This is a genomic window from Bacilliculturomica massiliensis, from assembly GCF_900605495.1.
GTDB lineage: Bacteria > Bacillota > Clostridia > Peptostreptococcales > Anaerovoracaceae > Bacilliculturomica > Bacilliculturomica massiliensis.
The window spans coordinates 111,016-135,746 of sequence record NZ_LR027599.1 but is presented as its reverse complement, the minus strand read 5'-3'; the positions used below and the strand labels follow the sequence as shown (position 1 = coordinate 135,746).

The window sequence follows — 24,731 nt, the reverse complement described above, 5'->3', positions numbered from 1 at the left end:
CGGAAACAGGCTTGGATGCAGTCTGCAACGACTCAGCCGATATGTCTGAAATGGAAGAAATGACGCCGGCAGATCTCACAGACGCGGTCCCCGCTGCGTCTGTTGCCGATGCCGGTCCGACTGATGGGGAGCAGTAATGCCGGCAGAACGGCGGGGCTATTGCCCCGCCGTTTGCCGTTTGAGAGAAATCGTGAAGTGACACAGGGACGGAGGAAAAGATGAGATTGCTGCTGGTTGAGGATGAATGGGATCTGGCCGCTATGGTGGCCAGAGGGCTTCGGAGAAGCGGCTATGCCGTGGATCTGGCCGAGGATGGGGAGGAAGCGCTGGTCATGTTTGACGTCAACGCATACGATCTGGTCATACTGGATCTGAATCTGCCCAAACTGGACGGTATGGAAGTGCTGCGCGAGATCCGCCGCAGGAACGACAGTGCGAAGGTCCTGATCCTGTCAGCCAGAAGCAGGATCGAGGAAAGAGTTTTGGGGCTGGATTCAGGGGCCTGTGATTACATGGTCAAGCCCTTCGATTTTATTGAACTGGAAGCCCGTGTACGGGCGTTGATCCGGCGGGATTTTATTCAGAAGGATTCCATCCTGCGGTGCGGCGCTCTGGCGCTGGACATGGCGGCGGGAAAGGTGGAAGTGGGAGACTGCGCTCTGGGGCTGACCAGAAAAGAGTTTGCCATTCTGGAATATCTCATGCAGAATTGCGGGGCTGTTATCAGCGCTGAGCGCCTGATCGAACATGTTTGGGATGGAGAGGCCGATCCTTTTTCCAATTCCCTGAAGTACCATATATATTGTCTTAAGAAAAAGCTGGATCAGGCCGGCGCGGCTGCGCGGATCGAAAACATTCGGGGCAGAGGATATTTGATCAGGGGGGATGAGGAAGAAGAAACGGCGCCGCAGGCGGATGGGAACTGCGCCGGGAGAGGGGATCTGGGATGAAATGGATGGCAGGCATATCGCTGCGCGGGCGTATCGCGCTGCTGACGGGGGGCATCATATTGGCAGTGTCGCTGACGCTGACCTGGGCGTCTATGTTCAATGCGGGCGCCCATTTAAACGCTTTTTATGACGCAGTGATAGACACGACGGGAGACCCGGCAGGCCAGGGAGACCCGGTAAGCCAGGGAGACCCGGTAAGCCAGGGAGACCCGGTAAGCCAGGGAGAACTGGCAGGCCAGGGAAATCAGGGGAGTCAGAGAAACGACGTGCACCAGGACGAACAGGGGAGCGAAGGGATCGGGGAAAACCAGGGAGATACGGGAGGTTTGAGTGATCACGGTCCGGTCGCGCCTGCTGGAGATGTAAATTGCCGTGCTACCAGGGAGGATACGCTCCCCGCAGGATTAGTCGTGGAAATGAAGAGACAGTTTAATTACTGGAGTTATGCCTATCTTCTGCTCATCGCGGGTCTGGGAATGGCGGCGTCCTGGTTTTTGGCCGGTCGGGCGCTGGCGCCGGTGAGACGGCTCAGCGAGGCTGCCGTAAGGGTCAGCGGCAGCAATCTGGCGGAGCGGATCGAAGAATGCCCGGCGAAGGATGAGATCGGCGAGCTGACCTGTGCATTCAACGGAATGATGGACAGACTGGAAGAGTCTTTTGAGCGGCAGAAACGTTTTTCTTCAAATGTAGCCCATGAGCTCAAGACGCCCCTTGCCACTATGAAGATGAGCCTGCAGATGGGACGGCTGGAGTATGAGGGGAACGCGGGAAAAAATGAGGAAAACAGCGTGGACGGCGATGACGCGGCGGGTATTTTCACCATAGCGGAGCGCAGCGTGGACCGGCTGATCGGGGTGGTAAACGATCTGCTGGTTTTGACTAACGAGGGGACGCTGACGATGACGGATGAGATCCGTCTTTCTGAGCTGCTGCAGGATGTGATCTCGGAGCTGCAGCCGGTTTATGAGCACAAGAAACTTCATGTGGATCTCGAATTTGAGAGAGACTTTTATATCTGCGGGGACGCAGGGCTGGTCCACAGGCTGTTTTTCAATCTAGTGGAAAACGCGATGAAATACAACAGGCAGGAGGGCACGGTGCGGATCGCGGCAAGGGTTGCCGGAGAAGATGGGACCCCGACAAGGCTGGACGGAGAAGATCGGATCGAAGAAAAGCCTCACGGGGACGCCGGGCCGCAGGGGACTGTGGAACGCAAGAATCGGGGTATCGTGGTTTCTGTTTCAGATACCGGTCAGGGGATGCAGCCGGAGGAACTGGAACACATTTTCGAGCCGTTTTACTGTGTGGATGTTTCCCGGTCGAAGAAACTGGGAGGCGTGGGGCTGGGACTTTCCATCGTCAAAGCCGCGGCTGAACGCCATGGCTTTGTGGTGAGCGCGGAAAGCACATTGGGTCAGGGCAGCGTTTTCCACGTTTTTATACCGGAAAGGGCGGAATGCTGACCGCCGCGCAGTGACGGCGAACTTGATCTAACGGATAATGAAAGATGATAAAAGCGAATGGACCGGCCGTGGAAACAAACACTTCCACGGCCGGTCCATTTATATTTGATCATCGTTTTGCCCAAGGTCTTGTTGCTTTCTGTTTCATTTAGTTTCATTCAGAAACGGTCGACGCACTGGCTCAATTGATTTCACCTGCGGACCGCATGGAGCTAGAATACGAACTGCGTATTGCGTAAATTTTCGGACGGCAGGGGAAGCGTGTTTCAGGGAGGGCATGGCAATGCCCATGGTGAGCCGCTGCGGTGGGTCCAGGGGAAGCACCGCTACGTCGAAGGATGGCAGGCTTTGGGCTACCAACAGATTGGTAATTCTTATGCAGAGGCCATTTTCGATCATAGCCAGCGATGCAGAATTTTCCAGTGTGGAAAATCGGATATAGGGATCGATGTCATGCTTTTTGAAAAAGGATTCGATGTCGTCGTCATGACCAAAGGCGCAGGCCACAAATTGCTCTTGCGTACAGCGGGCAATGGGAAAGCTGTCCGCTTCCGCCAGGGGATGGATCTTAGGCAGTAAGGCGATCAGAGGAATCTCCGCCAGGGGAATACAGTCGTAAGGCATGTCCTCCTGCAGGCTGAGAAAGCCCAGATCAGCCTGGTTGTCATTGAGCTGCTGGAGTATGGTCTGGCGCTGATTTTCCACCAGGCGAATATGGATGTTGGGAAAATCCTCCTGAAACGCCCGGATTACTTGAGGAAGCCAGCAGGTGGCCATGCTGGAATATGTCGCGATGGTGATATTACCCACGGAAAGGCCCTTGATTTCCGCGCCCAATTGATAGATGCGCTCTTCCTGCTGCAGGAGGCTGCGTATAGCGGCAAGCAGTCGTTCCCCCTCGGAGGTGGCCGAGACCCCCTTATTTGTCCGGTGAAGCAAGGCGAAGCCCAGGTCGTGTTCCAGGGCGCTGATAAGCTGGCTGACGCCGGAGGGCGTATAATTCAGAGCTTTGGCAGCGCTGGAAAGACTGCCGGTATCTACTGCGGCCAGGAAAGCTTTCCATCGTGCGGTTTCCATCTTCTCTCTCCTTTAAGTGTTACTTAAAGCAACGTTAAAAATCATAGCTTTACATTACTGTTATCCCTCAATATAATGAGCGCAAAGATAACCGACGCAAGCTAAAGAATGGATGTAGATCATTAGACAAAGTATACAACGGGATTTCCAAAAAATCAAATCCGGCAAAGGCAGGAGAAACAAAAAGCGTATCGGAAAGCAATGGTATCAGCCGAATCGATTCGGTGGATATATAACAGGGCAGAAGATTTCTCCATCCGTTCCTCTCCGCTGACGGGATCAGGCGGCGGAAGGTATGGGCAGCAGGCGTCTTAGGGACACAGGCAGAGATGAGATCTGCTGTCTTGTTAAAACGCGAAGGGTAAGAAATGGTTTCACTGTAATGGATGTTTAACAGGAATTAGGAGGGACAAAAATGAAACACAGGAAGTTATTTGCGTTGCTGCTTACCGTGGTGCTTTCCGTCGGCGCTGTTTTCACCGGCTGCGGTTCCGGGTCGGGCCAATCAGATACCATAAAAGTGGGATTCTACGGTACACTTGCCGGTTCGGGCGCCTATGTCGACACTGCGGCCAAAATGGCCATTGAAGACTATATTGAACAGATCAATGCCAATGGCGGCTGGCTTGGCAAACAGGTTCAATTGGTTTCTTATGATGTTTCCAAGGACCCGGCCACTGAATCGGTTACTGCCGCCACTCGCCTGATTGAACAGGACAAGGTCATCGGCATCGTGGGCATTTCCGGTACCGCTTCCACACTGCCCATCATCTCTCTGTGCAATGAGACCCAGACCCCATGTATTGCCAGCGCCGCCACCAATACCAAGGTCACCATGAATGAGGATACCGGAGAGGTGTATCCTTACCTGTTCCGGGTCTGCTTTATCGATCCCTATCAGGGGACCGCGCTGGCGGACTTCGCTTACAATGACCTGGATATCCAGAAAGTAGCAACGCTGACCCGTGTGAATAACGCTTATGCCATGGGTATTCAGGAATACTTTAAAGAACAGTACACGGCGCTTGGCGGCAAAATCGTGAAGGAGCTTGGCTATCAGGAGACTGAGGTAGAGTTTCGCGCCCAGCTCACTGCGGCGGCGGACGCGGGAGCAACTGCCATTCTGGTGGCGGCCAGCGAGTACAAGGACGCCGGATTGATCGCCAATCAGGCGGCGGACCTGGGCCTGGAGTTTACTTTTCTTCTTCCGGACGGCGTATATGCCAGCGAGCTGCTCAACGTAGCGGGAGACACCCTGGGCAGCTCTTATATCTCCGTAGGCGCCGATGAAAACGATCCGGCCTTCGCTGATTTTAAGTCTTCCTTCGACGAGAAGCATAAGGATTCCGGCTACACCGCGAACATCTATACGTATTATGCGTTGGATTCTTTCATGCTTCTTGAGTATGCGGTCAAGACGGCAGACAGCCTGGATGGTCCGGCCATTCGCGACGCCCTTGAAAATGCCAAGGACGCCCCTTGCTTCACGGAAGCCATCACCATCGATCCCGAGACCCACAACCCGCTGAACAAGTCCATAACGGTCCTCACCGTCAAGGATGGCGCATATTCCGTCTATAAAACTTACAAACCAGAATAAGTTTGTTTGAAGCCCCATGGAGATTCCGGCAGGGGAGAGAAGCCCGCAGGGAGAAAAGCCCACAGAGGGAGAAGCCCACGGGCCTTCTCTCCCCCTGGAAAGCCGGGGACTGGAATGGGGCCGGGGTTGGAATCTCAACTGTTTGGTCGTGTGCATCCTTGTTAACGGAAGGTATGATTCCTTGAAATGGAGAGATTAGCATGAATCTATTTTTACAACAATTAGTGATCGGGCTCTCTATTGGCAGCGTTTACGCGTTGCTGGCAGTGGGATACGCGCTGATTACCAGCATTTTTAATTTTACCAATTTTGGCTATGGCGCCGTCATGATGTGCGGCGCATTCGCCGCCTACTTTGCAGTGGTAAAGCTGGGATTTCCCACTTTGATCGGTCTGGTTTTCGCGATCATATTCGCAGTTTTTATTTCTTTGATCACGGAGCTTGTGGCTTATCGTCCGCTGCGGAAGAGAAAATCCCCTCGACTTTATCTGATGATCACCGCCATGGGGTTCAACATTTTCCTTCTGAACCTGGCGGTGGTGCTGCTGGGCGCCAATGTGCGCTATCTCCCATCCACCTTTTCCACGGACTCCATACATATGGGCAGTATCGTGGTCAGCGCCCTGGATGTTTATTCGCTTTTCGCGTCTCTGATATCCCTTGCAGTTCTCTGGGTCTTCCTTTATCTCTCGAAACAGGGACTGGCGATCCGCTCCGCGGCCCACGATACGGACACGGCGGGGCTGATGGGAATCAACGTAAACAAGGTGTCCCTGATCGTATTCGCGATCTCCGGCATTACAGCGGGAATCGCCGGTACTTTTATGGGCATGAAGTATACGGTTTATCCGAATTTGGGAGATATCGCCAACAAAGCATTTATCGCCAGCGTCATCGGAGGAATGGGAAGCCTTCCCGGCGCCGTTCTCGGCGGCTTTATCCTGGGAGTCATAGAAACTATGGTCTCCGGATATATTTCCTCCGCTCTTCGGGACTTGTTCTCATTTGGCATCATGATCCTTGTACTGATCTTTCTTCCCAACGGCATCGTGGGCAAAAAAGTCCAGGATAAGCTATAAGAAAGGGGGAGCGAATTTTGTTATACATATTTTCTATCATCGTCTTTGTCTGCGTTCATGGGATAGCTGTCAGCGGGCTCTCGTTATTGACCGGTTATACAGGTATATTTTCCATTGGTCACGCGGGCTTCATGGCGGTAGGCGGATACGCCGCTGTTGTTCTGTATAAAAACCTGGGCGTTCCGTTTTTGCTGGCCGTGGTCCTGGGCGGATTTATCGCTGTTATCGTAAGCGTGATCCTGGGTTATCCCGCCTTGCGAAACAAGCTGGAGGGAGATGCGTTCGGCATTGTGATGCTCGGCTTTGTTACCGTGGTTCGGGTGGCCATTTCCAACATCAAGCCCGTACTGGGCGGAGCCATAGGCATTACCGGCATCCCCCGGCTGTCTTCTGTCTGGCTTGTTATTCTCATTACTGCGATCATGGTTTACTGCATGAGAAATTTCATTAAATCGGATTATGGGAAAAACTGCATGGCAGTGCAGCAACAGGAATCCGCCGCGGAGATGGTGGGCGTGAATCCCCTTCGGACAAAGCTGCGGGCCCTGATGATAAGCGCTTTTTACGGCGGCGTGGCAGGGGGGCTCTTTGTCTTCTACGCCACGTTCGTCTCGCCCATGTCCTTTGCGGAGGCCAAGTCCAACGACTTGCTGGCGGCGGTGGTTCTCGGCGGCATGTGCAGTTTGTCCGGGCCGCTCATGGCTGCCGGGATCTTGGTCATACTGCCGGAGATCCTTCGTTTTCTCGCCGTCTGGCGTCTTGTTTTCTACGGATTGGCCTTTATTCTCATCATGCTGTTTCGCCCCGACGGCCTGTTTGGTTATAGAGAGATTTCCTTCAAATGGGTCGGAAGGCTGTATCACAAGATAAAAGCAGGGATAGGTGAAAGACAGAAAAGGACGGGGAGGGGATAAAATGGACGGCAAAACAGCGCTGCTCGACATCGATCACATGACCATCGCTTTCGGCGGATTAAAGGCGGTCAACGATGTGAGCATCCAGATAAATAAAAGTGAATTCGTGGGGCTGATCGGGCCTAACGGCGCGGGAAAAACCACGTTCTTCAATTCCATTACGGGCAATGTGAGCCCTACTGGCGGCGGCATTGTCTTTGACGGCCACAGCCTGACAAAGAAGCGTCCCGATCAGATTTCCCGTTTAGGCATCAGCCGGACCTTTCAAAACATCCGTATTTTCCCTAAGATGTCGGTGCTGGACAACGTGACCATCCCCATGCACAGCGCGCCTTCCTATTCGATGTGGGCAGCCATGCTGGGCTTGTCCAAAGTCACGCGGCAGCAGAAGGAGACAGAAAAGAGGGCTCTGGAATTCCTGAGTGATCTGGGACTGGAAGCATACAAAGACCGGGAAGCGGGAACACTGGCCTACGGCCTTCAGAGGAGACTGGAAATCGCCCGGGCGCTGGCGGCTTCTCCCAAGCTCCTGTTGTTGGATGAGCCTGCCGCAGGCATGAATAACGACGAGTGCAACGAGCTGGCGGAGCTTCTGCGGCGGATCTATAAAAACTACGATCTCACCGTCATTCTCATCGAGCATCATATTGAATTCGTACTGAAGCTCTGCGATAGAATCTACGTGCTTAACCTTGGCCAATTGCTGGCTGAGGGCACGCCGGAAGAGATCCAGTCAAACCCGGAAGTGGTAAGGGCCTATTTGGGCTCGCGGAGGACAAAACAGTGAGTGTTTTATTAGATGTCAATTCTTTAGAAGTGTATTACGGCGGCATTCATGCCCTTCACGGCGTGTCGCTGCGCATTCATGAGGGCGAGATCGTTTCCATTATCGGCGCCAATGGCGCGGGAAAATCCACGCTGCTTCGCACGATAGCGGGAGACAAGGAAGCGAAATCGGGAACCATCTCGTTTCAGGGAGAGCGGCTGCCCAACGCGTCCCATGCTGTTGTGTCGAGGGGGATCTCACTTGTTCCGGAAGGGCGGCGGATTTTCTCCAATTTGACGGTGAAGGAAAACCTGAAGGTCGGCGCGTACAGCCGCAAAGACGGCAAGGACTCCATCGCAGAGGATTTTGAGGAAGTGCTGGAACTGTTTCCGCGGCTGAGAGAGCGCATCCATCAGATGAGCGGCACGTTGTCCGGCGGGGAACAGCAGATGCTGGCAGTGGGCCGGGCTTTGATGGCGCGTCCCAGACTCCTGCTGTTGGATGAACCGTCTCTGGGTCTGGCTCCGATCATTATCGACGAGCTATTTGAAAAAATACAGCAGCTCAACCGCCTGCGGAATCAGGCCATTTTAATCGTTGAGCAAAACGCGTTTCTGGCGTTGGAGGTGTCGAAGCGGGTCTATGTCCTGAAGACGGGCCAGATCGTCCGGGAAGGTCTGGCGTGCGATCTGGCGGACGATCCCTCTATTCAGCAGGAATACCTGGGGCTTGCATAGAGCGTGCAGGCGGAAAGGAGAATAATTTTTGTTAGAATCAGTTAAAATTTTAAGTTTCACTCATTATCTGCAGGGACCTTCCGCTGTTCAGGCGCTGGCCGATCTGGGAGCGGATGTGATCAAAGTGGAATCTCTCAGCGGGGCGTTTGAGCGGCACTGGTCCGGGATCGATTCCTTTCTCAACGGCGTCAGCGTGTATTTTCTTTCAGTGGATCGAAATCAAAGAAGCCTGAGCATCGATCTAAAGGCGCCGGAGGGAAAACAAATCATACGCAATTTAGCTGGCCAGGCAGACGTGATCGTTGAGAATTACAGGCCGGGCGTAATGGAGAAACTGGGATTCGGCTATGAGGAGCTGAAAAAAATCAATCCATCCCTGATCTATTGCTCGTGCTCCGGGTTTGGAGCCACCGGTCCGTATAGTAAGCAGCCAGGTCAGGATCTGTTGGCTCAGGCCCTGAGTGGATTTACCACCATCAACGGCAGGCAGAGCGATCCCCCCGTCCCGGTAGGCACGGCCATCGCCGACCAGCATGCGGCAAAGCTTGCGGCGATGGGCATCCTGGCCGCGCTGTGCGAGAGGAAGAAAACGGGCGTGGGCAAAAAAATCGACAACTGTCTCTTGAACGCGGCCCTGCATTTGCAGATGGAGCCGCTGCTCTATCACCTGAACGGCGTGCCGATCTACGACAGGAGCAGTTCAGGCATCGCCACCCGTGTGCATCAGGCCCCCTACGGCGTGTATGAAACGAAGGACCGCTATATTTGTCTCTCCATGATCTCGGCCGGGAAACTGGCCGCGGTATTTGAAGACGACTGGTTCCTGCAATGGGAGGACGAGGATCAGTTCGACCACAGAGAAGACGTCAATCAAAGGGTGGCAGATCATATGCGGCAGCGGGAAAGCGCCCATTGGCTGGAAAAGTTTGATGAGCTTGGAATCTGGTATTCCCTCATAAATACATATGATGATGTGGAGAAGGATCCTCAGGTGCAATGGAATAAAAGCATTACTCAGTTCGACCATCCCACAGCCGGTAAAGTGCGTGTGCTGGCGAACCCCGTTCAGTACGATGGCCGCCGGCTGGAGTTGAGAAGACTGCCGCCCGGCCTGGGGGAACACACGCAGGAGATCTTAAGGGATCTGGGATATTCCCAGGAAGAAATCCAGGGCCTTGTCGAAAACATGGTGGTGAAATGCGGATAAAATGGTAAGGAGAGATTGTTTTGCTTGAATCGATTAAGGTAATTAGCTTTACCCACTTTTTGCAGGGGCCGCTGGCGGCGCAGACACTGGGGGATTTTGGAGCGGATGTAATAAAGATCGAGCCCCTGACCGGCGCTTTTGAACGCCGCTGGTCCGGGTGCAACGCTTATCTCAATGGCGTAAGTATAAACTTCCTGCTGGGAAACCGGAATCAAAGGAGCATGTGCGTTGATTTAAAAAGGGAAGAAGGAAAAGAAGTAATTTACAGATTAATAGAAGACGGGGATGTTTTGATCGAGAACTACCGGCCTGGCGTCATGGAGCGTCTGGGCTTTGGTTATGAGACACTGAGAGAGAGGAATCCAGGTCTTATCTACTGCTCCTGTTCGGGATATGGGCAGGACGGTCCCTGCAAAGAGGCGCCGGGGCAGGATCTCCTGGCCCAGGCCAAGAGCGGACTGATGACGCTGAGCGGCAGAAAAACCGATCCGCCCATGGCTCTGGGAGCGCCGGTCGTCGACATTCACGGAGCTGTTTTGGCGGCCAGCGGCATTCTTGCAGCGCTGTACGATCGAATGGAAACGGGAAAAGGCCGAAAGATCGAAAGCAATTTGCTGGACGCGGCTCTGGACCTGCAAATTGAACCCTTTAATATTCATCTGAACGGTTATCCCCTCTATGAAAGAAGCCAGTCCGGTATTTCTTCCCGGTTTGGGCAGGCGCCCTACGGCGTTTTCAAGACGGCGGATGATTTTATATGCCTGTCCATGACTTCGCTGGACAAATTGGCCCTTGTATTTGACGACGACACGTTCCTCCAGTGGGAAAAGGACGGCCAGTTCGGGAAACGGGAAGAGATCAACGAAAAGACCGCGGAGCATATGGCCAGAAAGGCAAACGCCTACTGGATCCAGAAATTTGATGAAATGGGCATCTGGTATTCACTCATAAACACATATAATGATGTGGAAAAGGATCCCCAGGTTCAGTGGAACAACGTATTTTTCGAGACGGAGCATCCTGTGGCGGGAAAAGTCCGTCTCATGTCAAACCCCATCCGTTTTGACGGGGAGCGGCCTTTACTGAAGAAAGCGCCGCCTATGCCGGGTGAGCAGACAGATGAGATCTTGCGGGAACTGGGGTACAGCGAAAAGGAGATTCACGGGCTTGTGCAGAGCGGTGTTGTAAAGCAGGGATAAAAAGGATGGACAGGGGGGATGAAAGTTGACTCGGCGAGTTGGTTTTATTGGATTGGGCGCCATGGGGCTTCCCATGGCAAAAAATATTGGAAAGAGTGGATATTTGCTGTCTGTCCTGGATATCGATCCCGTTCCGGTCCAGATCATGGAGAAAGAGTATGGGGCGAGGGCCGGTAAAACGCCCCGGGAGATCTGCCTGGATTGCGACGTAGTGATTACCATGCTGCCGGATGCGGAAACGGTCGTGAAGGTGGCGGCAGGGAAAGATGGACTGCTTTGCGCCATGAGGTCAGGGAGCGTCTGGATCGACATGACTACGGGCGATCCCTTTATAACGGAGGAATTAGCCAGGCAGGCGGAGGAACGGAACATCAGTCTCATCGATGCGCCGGTGGGCCGTTCCCCGAAACATGCGGAGACAGGAGATCTGTTGATCTTGGCCGGCGGCAGGCAAGAAGCCATAGAAAAGGCGATGCCCGTTTTAAACGCAGTGGGAAGGGACGTGATCTGCTGCGGCGGCGCCGGCGCCGGTCACACCATGAAACTGATCAACAACCTGCTGTCCGGTGTGATCCAGGAAGCCAATATTGAAGCGATTTCCATAGGCATGCGGGCTGGAATCAGCGTATCTACCATGCTGCAGGCATTCAGCCAGGCCTGCGCCTGGAATGGCTATCTGGCTGGGCTGCCCTTTGAGGAGGAATCCGCTCCGGGATGGAAGGTGAAAACCGCTGAAAAGCATATGGAGTGCGTTCAGCGCCTGGCAGACAGATACGGCGTTCCGGTATGCTGTACAGCTGCTGTTGGGAAACGCATGAGGGAAATGATAGACGGAGGAAAAGGAGATACGAAATACTCCAATATCAAAACGTTGATGAAGGATATGGCGGGGATGGCCATCGTGGAAGATGTGGAGCCGCCGATCCGTGCAGAATTTTAGATCAGGAGGTTGTGATGAATCAAGCATTCAAGCCGCGAGGCATTATTCCCGCCCATATTACGCCCTTTCGGGAAGATTTCAGCTTAGATGAGACCGAGCTGCGCCGGCATATTTCCCATCTGGCCGGCGTAGACGGCGTGAACGCCATTATCTCCAATGGCCACGCCGGCGAAGTGACGGCGCTGACGGACGGGGAGTACATACGCGTGATCGAAGTCGCAAAGGATGAAGCGGGCAAGGATTTTCCCATTATTTCCGGCGTGGTTTGCGAAACGGCAAAGGCCGCGGCAGAAAAGGCCAGGATCGCCCAGAGAGCAGGCGCCGACGGGATCTTGCTCTTTCCTCCCAACGTGTTCGGGCTGGGGGGGACCGTCACGTCGGACCTTCCCCGCCGGTTCGTTTCCACCGTTGCGGAGAAAGCCGATATCCCCATTGTTCTTTTCCAGTTTTCCGTCCAATCTAAAATGGCTTATACCACGGATACCCTGGTGAGTCTGGTGGAAGACATCCCGTCGATCGTGGCGATCAAAGAAGGATCCGATGATCTGCAGCGTTACGAAGAAAACCTGCGGGCTCTGCGCAGGTGTGAAAATCAGGTCTCGATCCTATGCACCAATAACACCAAGCTTCTGCCCAGCCTGGCCGTCGGAGGCGACGGCATAATTTCTGGTTCCGGCAGCGTCATTGCGGAACTTCTCGCCCAATTATTTCATGGAATTGAGAACAACGATCTCTTTGCCGCCAGAGAGGTCTACCAGAAGATGTTCCCGCTGATGCAGGTTTTCTATCGAACACCGCTTTTGGATATGCACAATCGGATGAAGGCAGCGTTAAAGCTGCTTGGCCGTCAAAAGCGCGCCGTGGTCCGGGAGCCGCTGGCGCCGATCGGCCCGGAAGAACAGGAAAGAATTCGCCAGGCCCTGGTGGAAAGCGGACTGCTGAACGGATAACCCACAGAGAGGAGAAAAAACAGATGAATGACGCAATGGAGCAGGGAGTTCTCCTGGAATTTCAAATCGGGCACATAGGCTTTCATTTTGACAGCGAAGACCAGGCCTGCAGGGAGGCCGGCTATTTAAGCCAATTATTTGGACTGCCTCTTATTCCAGGGAAGCCGTCGCTGTTTGTGGGCGATCTATTTGAATGCGTGAAGCCTCCCTGTCCGGGAAGAAAGGGCCATGTGGCCATACGCACCAACGACATTGAATCAGCGGTCGCTTACCTGGAAGGAAAAGGCGTGGAGTTTCTTGATTCTTCCCGGCAATACAACGACGACGGCGGATTGAGGACGATCTACCTGAAAGAGGAGATCGAAGGATTTGCGATACATTTACTGCAAAAATGAGACGGAGGGATCTGGGAGGCGAGATGTTTGATGAATGCTGATACAGTATTATTTGAGAGGATGGAAAAGGGGATAGGGAAAATCACGCTGAATACGCCCCCCCTTAATCTGATGACGGTCGGGCTCAATGAGCGCTTGAACGAGATCCTGGATGAAGTGGGCGGAGACGACAGCATTTCCGTAGTCATACTGACGGGGGCAGGCGCGAAGGCGTTTTCCGCGGGAGCCGATATCAAAGAGTTTTCAACCTTTGTGGAAAAGGGCACGATGGTCTCCGAAAAATTAAAATTTGAGTGCCATGTATTGAATAAACTTGCGGAACTGCCCCAGCCTGTCATTGCGGCCCTGAATGGAATTACGCTGGGAGGGGGCTTGGAAATGGCCCTGTGCTGCGATTACATCCTGATGGCGGATCACATTAAGGTTGGGTTTCCTGAAATAAAGATCGGCCTGTTCCCTGGCAGCGGCGGACTGGTACGTCTGCCCCGGCTGGTCGGACGCGCCAGAGCCAAGGAGCTCATGTTCTTTGGCAATATGATCACAGCCGCGGAAGCGAAGGAAATGGGCATGGTAAACGAAGTCCTTCCCGCAGAAGACGTGTTAGACCGCGGGATCGCCCTGGCCCGGCAGCTGGCGGAAATGCCCCGGCAATCTCTGCGGGCCATTAAACGGGGAGTCGATGATATCTTTGAGATGCCTCCGTCTCAGGGGATCCAGTATTCTCTGGGATTGATCAGCCAGGTTCTGGCCTCTGATGACGCCAAAGAGGGCGTTGACGCGTTTATCCATAAACGGGAGGCCCATTTTAATAACAGGAAGGGAGAATCGAAATGAGTGCAAGACCGGTTACCGGGATCAAAGTTGTAGAAGTACCTTACCGCAATATGAAGCGGGTCTACTATAGACGGGAATTTGATGATTACAAGCTGTGCGGCCTGTACTACAAGGCCGATGTGCCCTTTGAAGTAGCGCAGGTATCCTATGATCATGAAAAATATCCTTTAGAAAAGGACGCTTTTTTTGACAGCGATCCGGAAGTGTTCTGCAAGGCGCTGGGCGAGCTTTCCCACAGCATCTGCAGGGAGACAGCCGCCGGGCTGAAAAAGGGAGAGTGCGTGCTTTTGACTGGCGGAGGCTGCGAGCATGTGGTGGGCGTTCTGGGAGGCCTCCAGCAGACCTTTGGAACGGACAAGAAGATCGGCTTTATCTGGATGGACGCCCACGGCGATTATAATACGCCTGAAACCAGCGAAAGCGGCCGCCCTGGCGGTATGCCCTTAGCGGTGGCCGCCGGACGCGGCTGCGACGTCTGGCGCAAAGGAGCAGGGCTGGAATCAGCCATCCCCACCGAACACATTATCCTGACTGACGGCAGGAACCTGGACGCTGCCGAAAAGCAGGCTATCGAAGAAGGGAATATGACCGTAGTGGATACGGCGGCCTTCAATGATACGCAAACATGGGAAAAGACGGTCAGGCGGCTGGCGGACAAAGTCGACATGATCTATCTGCATATGGACCTGGATATTCTGGATGGAAAGTACATTCCCAACTCCCTTTTTGTGGAAGATAATGGACCGGAACTGGAAACCGTGATGAATAATATCAGGATCGTCATGGAAACCGGGAAGGTGATGGCGTTTTCCCTTGTGTCGGTGACCTTCGTAAACGGCAAGCCCGGCCAGGATAGCCGAACCTTGAATGGAATGCGGCTTCTGGGCGCGGGCCTTGGAAACTGGAAAGAATGTCCCGACTTAGAGACGAAATGAGACGGTGAGCTGTTCGGAAAAGTGGTTTGCCGCCGGTCATGAGGACAATGAAAAAAAATGTTTCTGCCGTCAGCCAGTTTACTGGCTGACGGCATTTTTATGCAGTTTAAAACAGATTATATCATATGAAATGCGGGAGATTGACTGGGGCGCTGAATGGCGCCGCGGTACTTCCGTGCGACGGCGCTTTTGCAGCTGCATAAATACGTCTGCACGTGGAAAAAATAAGTTGGCAGGATGAACATTGAGAGCAGTCGGCCGCTATTTTAGAAGTTTTCGGGAGGAGAGCCGGGCTGTCGGGAGATGGAGACAGGCCCGTGGGACGCCGGGGAAAATGTGTAAAATAATGTGAGAAATGATGTGAAAAATAGTCTGAAAAAACCTTAAATAATGAAATATTTGTCACTAAAGACTGCATGTGTCTTGTCAACAGCAGGTGCTTTCTGTTAAACTAGTAAAGATAAGCAGCAATTTGCGGACTCAACTCCGCGAAAAGAAAGGACAAAGAGACATGGAACGAAGAAACATGACCATGCTGACCGACTTTTATGAGATCACCATGGCGAACGGTTATTTTGAACAGGGAGTCGGAGAGGAAATCGCCTATTTCGATCTGTTTTTCCGCCAGATTCCCGATGGAGGCGGAATCGCCATCGCAGCCGGTCTTGAGCAGGTCATTGAATATCTGCAGAACCTGAGGTTTACCGATGAAGATATTGCCTATCTTCGGGGCAAGAAGATGTTCCACGAGGATTTTCTGGAATATCTGAGAAACTTTAAGTTTACCTGCGATGTGTGGGCGATCCCGGAGGGAACGCCGGTATTTCCCGGCGAGCCGCTGATCACGGTACGGGGGCCGATCATCCAGGCGCAGTTTATTGAGACAATGCTTCTCCTCATCGTCAATCATCAGAGTCTGATCGCCACGAAGGCCAACCGGATCGTTCGCGCGGCCCAGGGACGGGGCGTGATGGAGTTTGGTTCCAGACGGGCGCACGGTACGGCGGCGGCCATCATCGGAGCGCGGGCGGCCTATGTGGGCGGCTGCGTGGGCACAGCCTGCACGATCACCGACGAGGAATACGGCATCCCGGCGCTGGGAACGATGGCTCACAGCTGGGTGCAGATGTTTCCCACAGAGCTGGAAGCCTTTGAAAAGTATGCGGAGCTCTATCCGCAGAACTGCACGCTTCTGGTGGACACCTACAATGTGCTGAAGTCCGGCGTGCCCAACGCCATCAAGGTCTTTCTGGAGAAAAAACCGGAGAATATGGGTATCCGCATCGACAGCGGAGACGTCACTTATCTGACCAAGCGGGCCAGAAAAATGCTGGACGAGGCGGGGCTGCAGGCATGCAAGATCGTGGTCTCCAACTCTTTCGACGAATACCTGATCCGGGACGTGATCAGTCAGGGCGCCTGCATCGATTCCTTCGGAGTTGGCGAGAGGCTGATCACAGCCAAATCCGATCCTGTCTTCGGCGGCGTTTACAAGCTGTCCGGCATGGAGAAGAACGGCCAGGTCATTCCCAAGATCAAGATCAGTGAAAATATTGAAAAGATAACGAACCCCGGCTTTAAAAAGGTATACCGTCTCTTTGACAAGACGACCAATCAGGCCTTTGCCGATGTGATCACGCTGCACCATGAGGATACTCCGGCGGGACAGGATTATGAAATATTCAATCCGAAAGCCACGTGGAAGCGCAAGAAGCTGAAAGATTTCTATGCGAAAGAGCTGCATGTGCAGGTATTCCGTCAGGGCGAACTGATCTACAAGTCGCCGTCGGTCCACGACATCAGAAAGCACTGTCTGGACCAGATCGACACGCTGTGGGAGGAGATCCTGCGCTTTGAATACCCGCATATCTATTACGTGGATCTGTCCAGGGAACTGTGGGAGTTAAAAAATCGCCTGATCGAAGAGCACGAGGGTTAGGGGACGAACAGGGACGAAGCTTTGCCCACCGGCGGGCAGAGCTTCGTCTTTTTGCATGAACGGCAAAGAATCAGGCGGGAGGGGAGGAAAGATCTATGAGAAAAGGAACGTATCCCAGCAGCAATGGGCGAAATACCATCGCTTATTATGTGTACGAACCCGGAGCCGGGGCGCCGTGGGGAACAACAGGCCCGGCGGCAGGCCCGGAAACATTGGGAACGGAAGCGGACAGGCCCGGCGCCGGAGACGGCATGAGACCCGCGCCCCGGGCGGTGGTTCAGATCTCTCACGGCATGTGCGAATATCTGGAGCGTTACGGGGATTTCGCCGCCTATCTGAACGATCGGGGAATACTGGTCTGCGGAAACGACCATCTGGGCCACGGCGGTTCTGTGGACAGCGGGGAGGACTTCGGCTACTTTGCAGAGCGGGACGGGTGGCGCTGCCTGGTGGAGGACGCTCACAGGCTGACGGTCAGAATGAAAGAAGAGTATCCACAGACGCCTTATTTTCTGCTGGGACACAGCATGGGCTCCTTTATCGCCCGGGCCTGCATCAGCCTTTACGGGGACGAGTACAGCGGGGCCGTGCTTATGGGCACCAGCGGGTCCAATCCGCTGTCCTCCGCCGCATATCCGCTGGTGAAAGCGATGAGCAAAACCAGAGGGGACCGCTTCCGGAGCCGGCTGGTCAACGACTTTGCGTTTGGGACCTACAATGCGAAATTCCGTCCCCAGAAGACTGAGTACGACTGGCTGTCCAACGATGAGGAGCAGGTGGAACGCTTCCGGGATGATCCGCGCTGCAACTTCGTCTTTACCCTCGGCGGTTTTCTGGATCTCTATCATCTGCTGCGGTATATCTCCCGCAGAGATTGGGCGCGGGAGGTGCCGACGGATCTGCCTGTGCTGCTGCTCAGCGGATCCATGGACCCGGTGGGACGGTATGGAAAAGGCGTGAAAGAAGTCCACGACCGTCTGGCCTTTGCCGGATCGAAAGATCTGATCATCCGCCTGTATCCCGGCTGCCGTCACGAACTGCTCAACGAGTCTGGACGCGTGCTGGTCTACGAGGATATATTCAGATGGCTGGACAGACGATGCCCGCCTGTCCCCTGTGGGATACGGGCGTAAAAGAATAAGGGAGCGGGATATGTGCGGCAGATTTTATGCGGACAGTGAAATGATAAACGAGATCATGAGAGTGGTGGACAGTTTTGACGGGAGCATCAGGGACCGGGCAGGGGGCGATGTGCGCCCTTCCCAGTCAGCGGTGGTCATCCGCCGCAGCGGCGGCTCTTTTTCAGGTCGGACCGCAGGCCTGACTGCAGATCCCAATGCAGGCCAAACTGCAGGCCCCAATGATGGTCTCACTGCGGACACCATGCGCTGGGGATTTCCCGGCAGGGCGGGGAAGGGGCTGCTGATCAACGCCAGAGCGGAGACGGCGCTGCAGCGTCCCACCTTTCGTGAAAGCGTGAGGCACAGGCGCTGCGTCATTCCCGCGGGATATTTCTATGAGTGGGACGCCGGAAAAAATCAGGTGACCTTCCGGCAGCCGGAGCAGCCGGTGATCTTCATGGCGGGGTTTTACAGTGTTTTTGAGACGGAAGAGCGGTTCGTCATTCTCACCGCCCAGGCGAACGATTCCGTGAGGCCGGTCCACGACAGGATGCCGCTGATCCTGGAGCGGGACGAGCTGAAGACCTGGATCTGCGAGGACGGCGCGCTGGAGCAGATACTGGCGAAGGAAAATCCGATGCTGCAGAGCCATCGGGAGTACGAACAGCAGGTACTGCCGATCTTTTGACGGACGGAGGCCAGGCCGTTCGTTCTGCGGCCCTGTCGTCGATGTAGACCGGGCCGTTCAGTCCCGGGGGAGTTTTATCCGGAAAATTTTTCTTTTTTGGCGATCCTGTGGAAGGGGGCGGTAAAATGTATTTGACGGTAGGCGAGATATCCAAGGCGTTGGGCATGTCCAGCGAGATGATCCGGTTTTACATGAGAGAGGGGCTGATCAAGCCCCGGCAGAACAGGGAAAACAATTATTGGGAATATTCGTCGGACGACGTCATGCTGCTGTCGGACATACTGTTTTACCGCAATCTGGATCTGTCCCTCAGCGACATCAAGCGCATTTTCGGCGGGCTGGAACTGGAAAAGATCGGCGAGATCATTGAAGAAAAAAAGATGGACGCCATTCGAAATATAGAAAAATACACAAAGATCCTGGAAAAGAATCAGTTCTGGGGCGAGTGGTATTACGAGGAACTGGAGCTGCTGAACGAGTTTCGCATCGGCAGGATGCCGCCGGAGATCCGCAAGGACGGGTTTTACGACGAATCCGATCACATTGCCCACTATATCAAAAATGGCCTGAATATCGGCAAGGACGACTGGATGATCGCCTCTTTCTCTTTCTGCTGCAATATCGGCGGGGAAGATTTGAATTTCAGGCGTTATCTGTCTCTGAGCAAGACGGCGGCCAACGCCGCCAGAAATACGGACAACGACGTGATCGAGGAGAGCGCCGAGCGCTGTATTTACACAGAGGTGCACTACAGCGACGACGTGCATGAGATGATCGATCCGCTGGTAGCCTACGCGGAAGAGAACGGTTACCGGCTCAGCGGGGAGATCTATGGCCGGGAAAACACCAATTACTATGTGGATGGAAAGCGGATGGCGCTGTACAGGATCTACGCGCCCATCGTGGCGCAGGTCCGCAGCGCGGGAACGGAGGAATGAAGTTTGAATACTGCAGGGAAAAAACGCGGCCGCATCAACTGCAGGCCGGCGGTTCTCATATTGATCGCACTGCTGATGCTGTCTATTTTACACATCTTGATGTGTATAAGAGACCGCGCCTATTTCGCTCTGTTTTTTCCCCCGGTTTCCGATTGAGGCGGAATCGCCATCGCAGCCGGGTTTTAGCCAGTCATTGAATATCTGCAGAACCTGTGGGTTACCGCAGACGGCGGACGGCGGCGCGGGCGCGGACGAGACCGCGGAAAGCGGACTGTTTCCGGTGACCGTCACCGACGATCTGGGAAATCAGGTGACCATCCGCCGGGAGCCGGAACGCATCGTGTCCCTGTCACCGGCCAACACGGAGATCCTGTTCGCCCTGGGGCTCTCCGGGAAGGTAGCGGGGAGGACCGACTACTGCAACTATCCGGCAGATGCGGCGGAGGTACCTTCCGTGGGCGATTTTAACGCGCCAAATCTGGAAAAGATCATTGCCATGGCGCCGGATCTGGTGATGGCCACGGATTTTATTCAGGACGATATCCGGGCCCAGCTGGAGAGCGCGGGGGCCGCGGTCATCGTCTACAACGCGGCCAGCATCGAAGGGGTGGAAGAGGATATCCGCAAGACCGGAAGCATTACGGGAACGCCGGAGCAGGCGGAGGCTCTGATATGGGCCATGGAGGAAAAGCGCGCCGCCGTGTCGGCGAAGGTAAAGGCGGCGCTGAAGGAAGCTGCGTCAGAGGGGGAGCGGTCCGTTTTCATCGATATCGGCAATTTCTACAGCGCGGGAGAAGGGTCCCTTCTGGGGTCTCTGCTCTCGGAACTCGGGCTGAAAAATATCGCCGCCGATACGGGCATGCAGTGGCCCCAGCTGCCGGCGGAGTCCATCATCGCCGCAGACCCCGACGTTTACGTCTCTTTTTATACCCGGCCGGAGGAGATCAGAAAGCTGCCGGGCTTTGATACAGTCAACGCAGTAAAGAACAACAGGATCGTGTACTATGAAATGCTTTCTCCGGAAAGCGATCTGGTCCAGCGTCCCGGTCCCCGGATCGCGGACGGTCTGGAACAGCTGGCAAAGGATATCGTACCGGAAGCTTTTCAATGACGGCGCCGTCCATTCAACGGCTGAATGACGGGAGAGAAGGCCTACGGATGAAAGAAAAGAAGAGTAAAGGAACAGACAGGAGTCCGGATGAGTAAAGAAGGAAGAAAAAAAGGGATCGTGGCGCTGGCTGCGGCGGGCTGCCTTATATTGATCTATATCTGCACGATCACCGGCATCACTTCAATACCGGTTGGGGAGATCAACAGGATCCTGGCCTCAAAGCTGCTGGGCGCGGGGGCGGGCGCCGTGGATGCGGGAAGCGAAGCGATCATCTGGAAAGTGAGAATGCCCCGCGTGATCCTGGGATTTCTCGCGGGCGGAGGACTCTCCGTCTGCGGGGCGGCCTATCAGGGCATCTTCAGAAATCCCATGGCGGATCCGTACATACTGGGGGTCTCCTCCGGAGCGGCGCTGGGGGCGAGCCTGGGTATCATCATGCACGGATCCGGCGGGTTTGCGGGACTTTCCCTCACGGCGCTGCTGGCCTTCGCGGGGGCTTTCGCCACGGTCTTTGTGGTCTACCATATCTCTCGCAGAGGAAGGACCGTTCCCGTCGCCTCTCTGCTGCTCTCGGGGATCGCTGTGGGGCAGTCGCTGACCGCCCTCATGTCGCTGGTGATGATCTTCAACGTGCAGAGCATGAATCAGATCATGTTCTGGACGCTGGGAAGTCTGAACGGAAAGGGCTGGCCCCAGGTGATGCTGGCGGCGCCATGGCTGGCGGCAGGCGCCGCCGTGCTGCTTTCCATGAGACGTGAGCTGGATATTATGCTCATGGGGGAAGAGACGGCCACACAGCTGGGGGTCGATACGGAACGGCTGAAGAAAAAGGTGCTGATCTCCTCGTCGGTGATCACGGCGGTACTGGTCTCTGTGACGGGGATCATTGGATTCGTGGGTCTGGTGGTGCCCCACGTGGTGCGGTTGGCAGTGGGGCCGAAGCACAGGATCCTCCTGCCCTTTTCACTGCTCTTCGGAGGGACGTTCCTGGTGATCTGCGACACGCTGGCCAGAAGTCTGAGTCCTTCGGAGATCCCGGTGGGGATCATCACGGCGGCTTTTGGAGGACCGTTTTTTCTGTATTTGCTGAGACGGTCGGGAAAGGCGGGTGGCTGATATGGGAGGCAGGCTGGAGTTTTGCGGCGTCAGCGCGTCCTACGGGGAAACGCAGGTGCTCTCCGACTTTTCCATGACGCTGGAGCCGGGTGATCTTACAGGGCTGATCGGGGCCAACGGAGCCGGAAAATCCACGCTGATCCGCTGCGTATCAGGACTGCTGCCGCTGACTTCAGGAAGGATCCTGTTGGACGGGGAGGACAACGCGGGGTTCAGACCGGCGGCCCGGGCCAGAAAGGTGGCCGTGGTGCCGCAGAATTTTAATGTGGAATTCGATTTTACCGCGGAGGATATCGTGACTATGGGGCGGAACCCCTACGCGGGAGAAAAGGGGAAAAGCGCGTCGAGGGAGCGGCGGATCGTGAGAGAGGCCATGGAGCGCACCGGTACGGCCGGATTTGCAGGGCGGCTCTTTTCCCAGCTTTCCGGCGGAGAGAAGCAGCGGGTGATCATCGCCCGGGCGATCGCGCAGGAACCGGAGATCATTCTGCTGGACGAGCCCACCTCCGCGCTGGATCTGTCCCATCAGATCGAGGTGATGGAGCTGGTGCGGCAGCTGTCCGCAGAGGAAGGGCTGACGGTCATGGCGGTGCTTCACGACGTCAATCTGGCGGCGCGCTACTGCCGGAGACTGGTCATGATGAAGGGCGGAAAACGGATCGCCGAGGGAAGCCCCCGGGAGGTAGTGACCAGGAAAAACCTGAATCAGATCTACAATATGAAGGTGATAGTGAGGGAACATCCCGTTTTTGACTGTCCGGAGATCCTGCCGATCCGCGTACTCTCCGGAGCGGCCACGGACCGCCCGCTGCGGATCCACGTGATCTGCGGCGGAGCGGGAGCGGGCCGCGTGCTGGAGGAACTGGACGAGATGGGACACGACGTCAGCGCCGGCGTACTCAATCAGGGAAGCGACGACTGGGCGGTGTGCAGGGCCCTTGGCATTCCCATGTCGGAGGAAAGGCCCTTTACCATGATATCGGAGGAAAAACAGCGGGAGAATCTTGAGATGATGAAAGACGCCGACGTCATTCTGGTGGCGGACATTCCCTTCGGAGCAGCCAATATCAATAATCTGCAGGGGCTTGAAGAGCTGGGCGTCCCTGTGGTGTTCCACTCCCACTGCCAGGATTTTACCGGAGGGGGACTGGCGGAGCGGATCTCGGCCATACGGCGGGCCGGGCTGCTGGCGGAGATCGGGGATCACGACGAGTTTCTCGCCATGGTACGGGGAGACGGGCCTGAGATCCGAAAAAAAGATGGAAAAAGTGAATAGACAAAAAAATCTGAAAAAAATCTTGACCTCGGACCTGCTCCGGGGTCTATTCTTTTTTGTAAGAAAAGACCGGAGTCAGGAAAGGAGGATGATGGAGTATGGAGGAAAAACAGGTGAAGAGCTGGCTGGGGGAAAACCGCAGCCGAATGCTGGACGACCTCTGCCGTTTTGTGGAGATCCCCAGCGTGTCCAACGATCGGGAAAACGTGCGCAGAGCTCTGGACTTTATTCTGGAGCTGGGGGCGTCCATGGGATTTCACGCCGAAGCGCTGCTGGACGGACAGGCAGGCGTTATCGAAGCCGGCGGCGGCGACGAGGTCCTGGGGATCCTGGCCCACGTGGATGTGGTGGACGCCGGAGACCGGTCGGTGTGGAGGACAGAGCCCTTTCAGGCCGTCGTCCGGGACGGCTCCGTGTACGGCAGAGGAACGCTGGACGATAAGGGAGCCATCATCGCTTCGCTCTATGCCATGAAAGCGGCGGCGGAGTGCGGCGGGCCTTTCCGCAAAAAGGTCCAGCTGATCCTTGGGACGCAGGAGGAGGTGGACTGGACAGACATGCGGGCTTATGTAAAAAAGTACCCGCTGCCGGATTACGGCTTTACGCCGGACGGCGAATTCCCGATCTGCAATATTGAAAAGGGCGGCGTGGACGTGGATCTGATGTTTCCGCTGGGGGAAGAGGACGCGGCGTGCGAACAGACCGGACGGGGGTTCCGGCTGATCTCGCTGGAAGCCGGCACGGCTCAGAACATCGTACCGGGGAGCTGCACCGCGGTGCTGGAAGAAATGGAAACGAAGATTCGCCGGGAGGTCCGGACCGTTGGGAAAGCGGTCCATTCCTGCCAGCCGGAAAAAGGAGAGAACGCCATCTTTCTCATGGCGCGTGAGCTGCGAAAAAGGGAGCGGGACGGCCTGGCGCCGGAGGACAGCCAGCTGCTGCGGCTGCTGTACATGGTGGATGAAAAATTCGGAGATCTGTACGGAAAAGCCCTGGGCATGGAGAGCGGCAGCGAGTACTACAACGGTGAGTTCGTCCACAGAAATGTCTTTTCTCCCACCATATTCCGCACGGAAGGAGGGGAAGCGCGGGTGCACATCAACGTTAGATTCCCCTACGGAACAGACCCCAGGGAGATACTGGAGGGGCTGCGGCGGACAGCGGAGAGCTGCGGAGGGCGGCTGGAAAACCAGTCGGTCCTGCCTGCTGTCTATGTGAGCAGGGAGAGGCCTTTTCTCAAGGCCTGCGCTCAGGCGTACGAGGAAGTCACCGGCACAGAAAACGAATTCGTGCTGGCCTATGGCGGCTCCTACGCCAAGGCCATGCCCAACGTGGTGTCCTGGGGACCCATCTTTCCCGGCGAGGAGGACACCTGTCACCAGGAAAACGAGTATATTTCCATTGAGAGCCTGATGGCCAACGCCCAGATATTCGCTTTGACCATTGAGAAGATCGCCTGTTCGGAAGAGTCGTTCCGATAAAAAATATCTGAGAAG

23 protein-coding genes are annotated in these 24,731 nt (G+C 55.2%); 22 read left to right on the top strand and 1 reads right to left on the bottom strand.

Translation table 11 applies throughout. The features are described 5' to 3' along the window. Nucleotides 1-218 precede the first annotated feature (218 nt). Together E0E37_RS03175 and E0E37_RS03170 are read left to right on the top strand one after the other, a co-directional pair. The gene (locus E0E37_RS03175; RefSeq protein ID WP_130861528.1) at nucleotides 219-950 is read left to right on the top strand and encodes a response regulator transcription factor; all 732 of its coding nucleotides are present in this window, start codon (nucleotides 219-221) and stop codon (nucleotides 948-950) included. Beyond that, nucleotides 947-2,413 carry a HAMP domain-containing sensor histidine kinase gene (locus tag E0E37_RS03170; RefSeq protein ID WP_130861527.1) on the top strand — a complete coding sequence of 489 codons (1,467 nt, stop codon included), beginning with the start codon at nucleotides 947-949 and terminating at the stop codon, nucleotides 2,411-2,413. The genes E0E37_RS03175 and E0E37_RS03170 overlap by 4 nt, the downstream gene beginning before the upstream one ends. A 144-nt stretch (nucleotides 2,414-2,557) precedes the next feature. Here the strand turns inward: E0E37_RS03170 and E0E37_RS03165 are convergent, their stop codons facing one another. Further along, nucleotides 2,558-3,490 carry a LysR family transcriptional regulator gene (locus E0E37_RS03165; protein ID WP_130861526.1) on the bottom strand — a complete coding sequence of 311 codons (933 nt, stop codon included), beginning with the start codon at nucleotides 3,488-3,490 and terminating at the stop codon, nucleotides 2,558-2,560. 415 nt (nucleotides 3,491-3,905) lie between these two features. On the opposite strand from E0E37_RS03165, the gene E0E37_RS03160 reads away from it, so the two are divergent. The 20 genes from E0E37_RS03160 (at nucleotide 3,906) to E0E37_RS03065 (ending at nucleotide 24,716) form a co-directional block, all read left to right on the top strand. Beyond that, entirely contained in the window at nucleotides 3,906-5,090 is a 1,185-nt protein-coding gene (locus E0E37_RS03160) for an ABC transporter substrate-binding protein (RefSeq protein WP_130861525.1), read from the top strand. Between the two features lie 200 nt (nucleotides 5,091-5,290). Further along, nucleotides 5,291-6,169, top strand: coding sequence for a branched-chain amino acid ABC transporter permease (locus tag E0E37_RS03155; protein ID WP_130861524.1), 879 nt, complete (start codon nucleotides 5,291-5,293; stop codon nucleotides 6,167-6,169). 17 nt (nucleotides 6,170-6,186) lie between these two features. Further along, complete coding sequence (locus E0E37_RS03150; protein WP_165445177.1) at nucleotides 6,187-7,083, top strand: branched-chain amino acid ABC transporter permease; 897 nt, start codon at nucleotides 6,187-6,189, stop codon at nucleotides 7,081-7,083. Between the two features lies 1 nt (nucleotide 7,084). After that, nucleotides 7,085-7,870, top strand: coding sequence for an ABC transporter ATP-binding protein (locus E0E37_RS03145; protein ID WP_130861522.1), 786 nt, complete (start codon nucleotides 7,085-7,087; stop codon nucleotides 7,868-7,870). After that, nucleotides 7,867-8,586: an ABC transporter ATP-binding protein gene (locus E0E37_RS03140; protein ID WP_130861521.1), complete on the top strand. Its 720-nt coding sequence runs from the start codon at nucleotides 7,867-7,869 to the stop codon at nucleotides 8,584-8,586. The genes E0E37_RS03145 and E0E37_RS03140 overlap by 4 nt, the downstream gene beginning before the upstream one ends. Nucleotides 8,587-8,614: 28 nt before the next feature. Further along, nucleotides 8,615-9,793, top strand: a complete 1,179-nt coding sequence (locus tag E0E37_RS03135; protein ID WP_130861520.1) for a CaiB/BaiF CoA transferase family protein — start codon at nucleotides 8,615-8,617, stop codon at nucleotides 9,791-9,793. A gap of 20 nt (nucleotides 9,794-9,813) precedes the next feature. Beyond that, nucleotides 9,814-10,992, top strand: coding sequence for a CaiB/BaiF CoA transferase family protein (locus E0E37_RS03130; protein WP_130861519.1), 1,179 nt, complete (start codon nucleotides 9,814-9,816; stop codon nucleotides 10,990-10,992). Nucleotides 10,993-11,017: 25 nt separating this feature from the next. Further along, the gene (locus tag E0E37_RS03125) at nucleotides 11,018-11,932 is read left to right on the top strand and encodes an NAD(P)-dependent oxidoreductase (RefSeq protein ID WP_130861518.1); all 915 of its coding nucleotides are present in this window, start codon (nucleotides 11,018-11,020) and stop codon (nucleotides 11,930-11,932) included. A gap of 14 nt (nucleotides 11,933-11,946) precedes the next feature. After that, nucleotides 11,947-12,882: a dihydrodipicolinate synthase family protein gene (locus E0E37_RS03120; protein WP_165445176.1), complete on the top strand. Its 936-nt coding sequence runs from the start codon at nucleotides 11,947-11,949 to the stop codon at nucleotides 12,880-12,882. A gap of 23 nt (nucleotides 12,883-12,905) precedes the next feature. Continuing rightward, nucleotides 12,906-13,277, top strand: a complete 372-nt coding sequence (locus E0E37_RS03115) for a VOC family protein (RefSeq protein WP_130861516.1) — start codon at nucleotides 12,906-12,908, stop codon at nucleotides 13,275-13,277. A 30-nt stretch (nucleotides 13,278-13,307) separates the two neighbouring features. Beyond that, the gene (locus E0E37_RS03110; protein ID WP_130861515.1) at nucleotides 13,308-14,111 is read left to right on the top strand and encodes an enoyl-CoA hydratase/isomerase family protein; all 804 of its coding nucleotides are present in this window, start codon (nucleotides 13,308-13,310) and stop codon (nucleotides 14,109-14,111) included. Next, the gene (locus E0E37_RS03105) at nucleotides 14,108-15,046 is read left to right on the top strand and encodes an arginase family protein (RefSeq protein ID WP_130861514.1); all 939 of its coding nucleotides are present in this window, start codon (nucleotides 14,108-14,110) and stop codon (nucleotides 15,044-15,046) included. The genes E0E37_RS03110 and E0E37_RS03105 overlap by 4 nt, the downstream gene beginning before the upstream one ends. A 511-nt stretch (nucleotides 15,047-15,557) precedes the next feature. Then, nucleotides 15,558-16,985 (top strand): nicotinate phosphoribosyltransferase, encoded by a 1,428-nt coding sequence (locus E0E37_RS03100; protein ID WP_130861513.1) that lies wholly within the window; start codon nucleotides 15,558-15,560, stop codon nucleotides 16,983-16,985. Between the two features lie 95 nt (nucleotides 16,986-17,080). After that, nucleotides 17,081-18,118, top strand: coding sequence for an alpha/beta fold hydrolase (locus E0E37_RS03095; RefSeq protein ID WP_130861512.1), 1,038 nt, complete (start codon nucleotides 17,081-17,083; stop codon nucleotides 18,116-18,118). Nucleotides 18,119-18,137: 19 nt separating this feature from the next. Next, nucleotides 18,138-18,794: an SOS response-associated peptidase gene (locus E0E37_RS03090; protein ID WP_130861511.1), complete on the top strand. Its 657-nt coding sequence runs from the start codon at nucleotides 18,138-18,140 to the stop codon at nucleotides 18,792-18,794. Between the two features lie 125 nt (nucleotides 18,795-18,919). Next, entirely contained in the window at nucleotides 18,920-19,732 is an 813-nt protein-coding gene (locus tag E0E37_RS03085; protein WP_130861510.1) for a MerR family transcriptional regulator, read from the top strand. Between the two features lie 193 nt (nucleotides 19,733-19,925). Then, the gene (locus E0E37_RS03080) at nucleotides 19,926-20,843 is read left to right on the top strand and encodes an ABC transporter substrate-binding protein (RefSeq protein WP_165445175.1); all 918 of its coding nucleotides are present in this window, start codon (nucleotides 19,926-19,928) and stop codon (nucleotides 20,841-20,843) included. Between the two features lie 87 nt (nucleotides 20,844-20,930). Then, nucleotides 20,931-21,959 (top strand): FecCD family ABC transporter permease, encoded by a 1,029-nt coding sequence (locus E0E37_RS03075; RefSeq protein WP_130861508.1) that lies wholly within the window; start codon nucleotides 20,931-20,933, stop codon nucleotides 21,957-21,959. A 1-nt stretch (nucleotide 21,960) separates the two neighbouring features. Next, the gene (locus E0E37_RS03070) at nucleotides 21,961-23,235 is read left to right on the top strand and encodes a heme ABC transporter ATP-binding protein (RefSeq protein WP_130861634.1); all 1,275 of its coding nucleotides are present in this window, start codon (nucleotides 21,961-21,963) and stop codon (nucleotides 23,233-23,235) included. 98 nt (nucleotides 23,236-23,333) lie between these two features. Next, on the top strand, nucleotides 23,334-24,716 hold the full coding sequence (locus E0E37_RS03065; RefSeq protein ID WP_130861507.1) for a Sapep family Mn(2+)-dependent dipeptidase: 1,383 nt from the start codon (nucleotides 23,334-23,336) through the stop codon (nucleotides 24,714-24,716). Nucleotides 24,717-24,731: the final 15 nt, after the last annotated feature.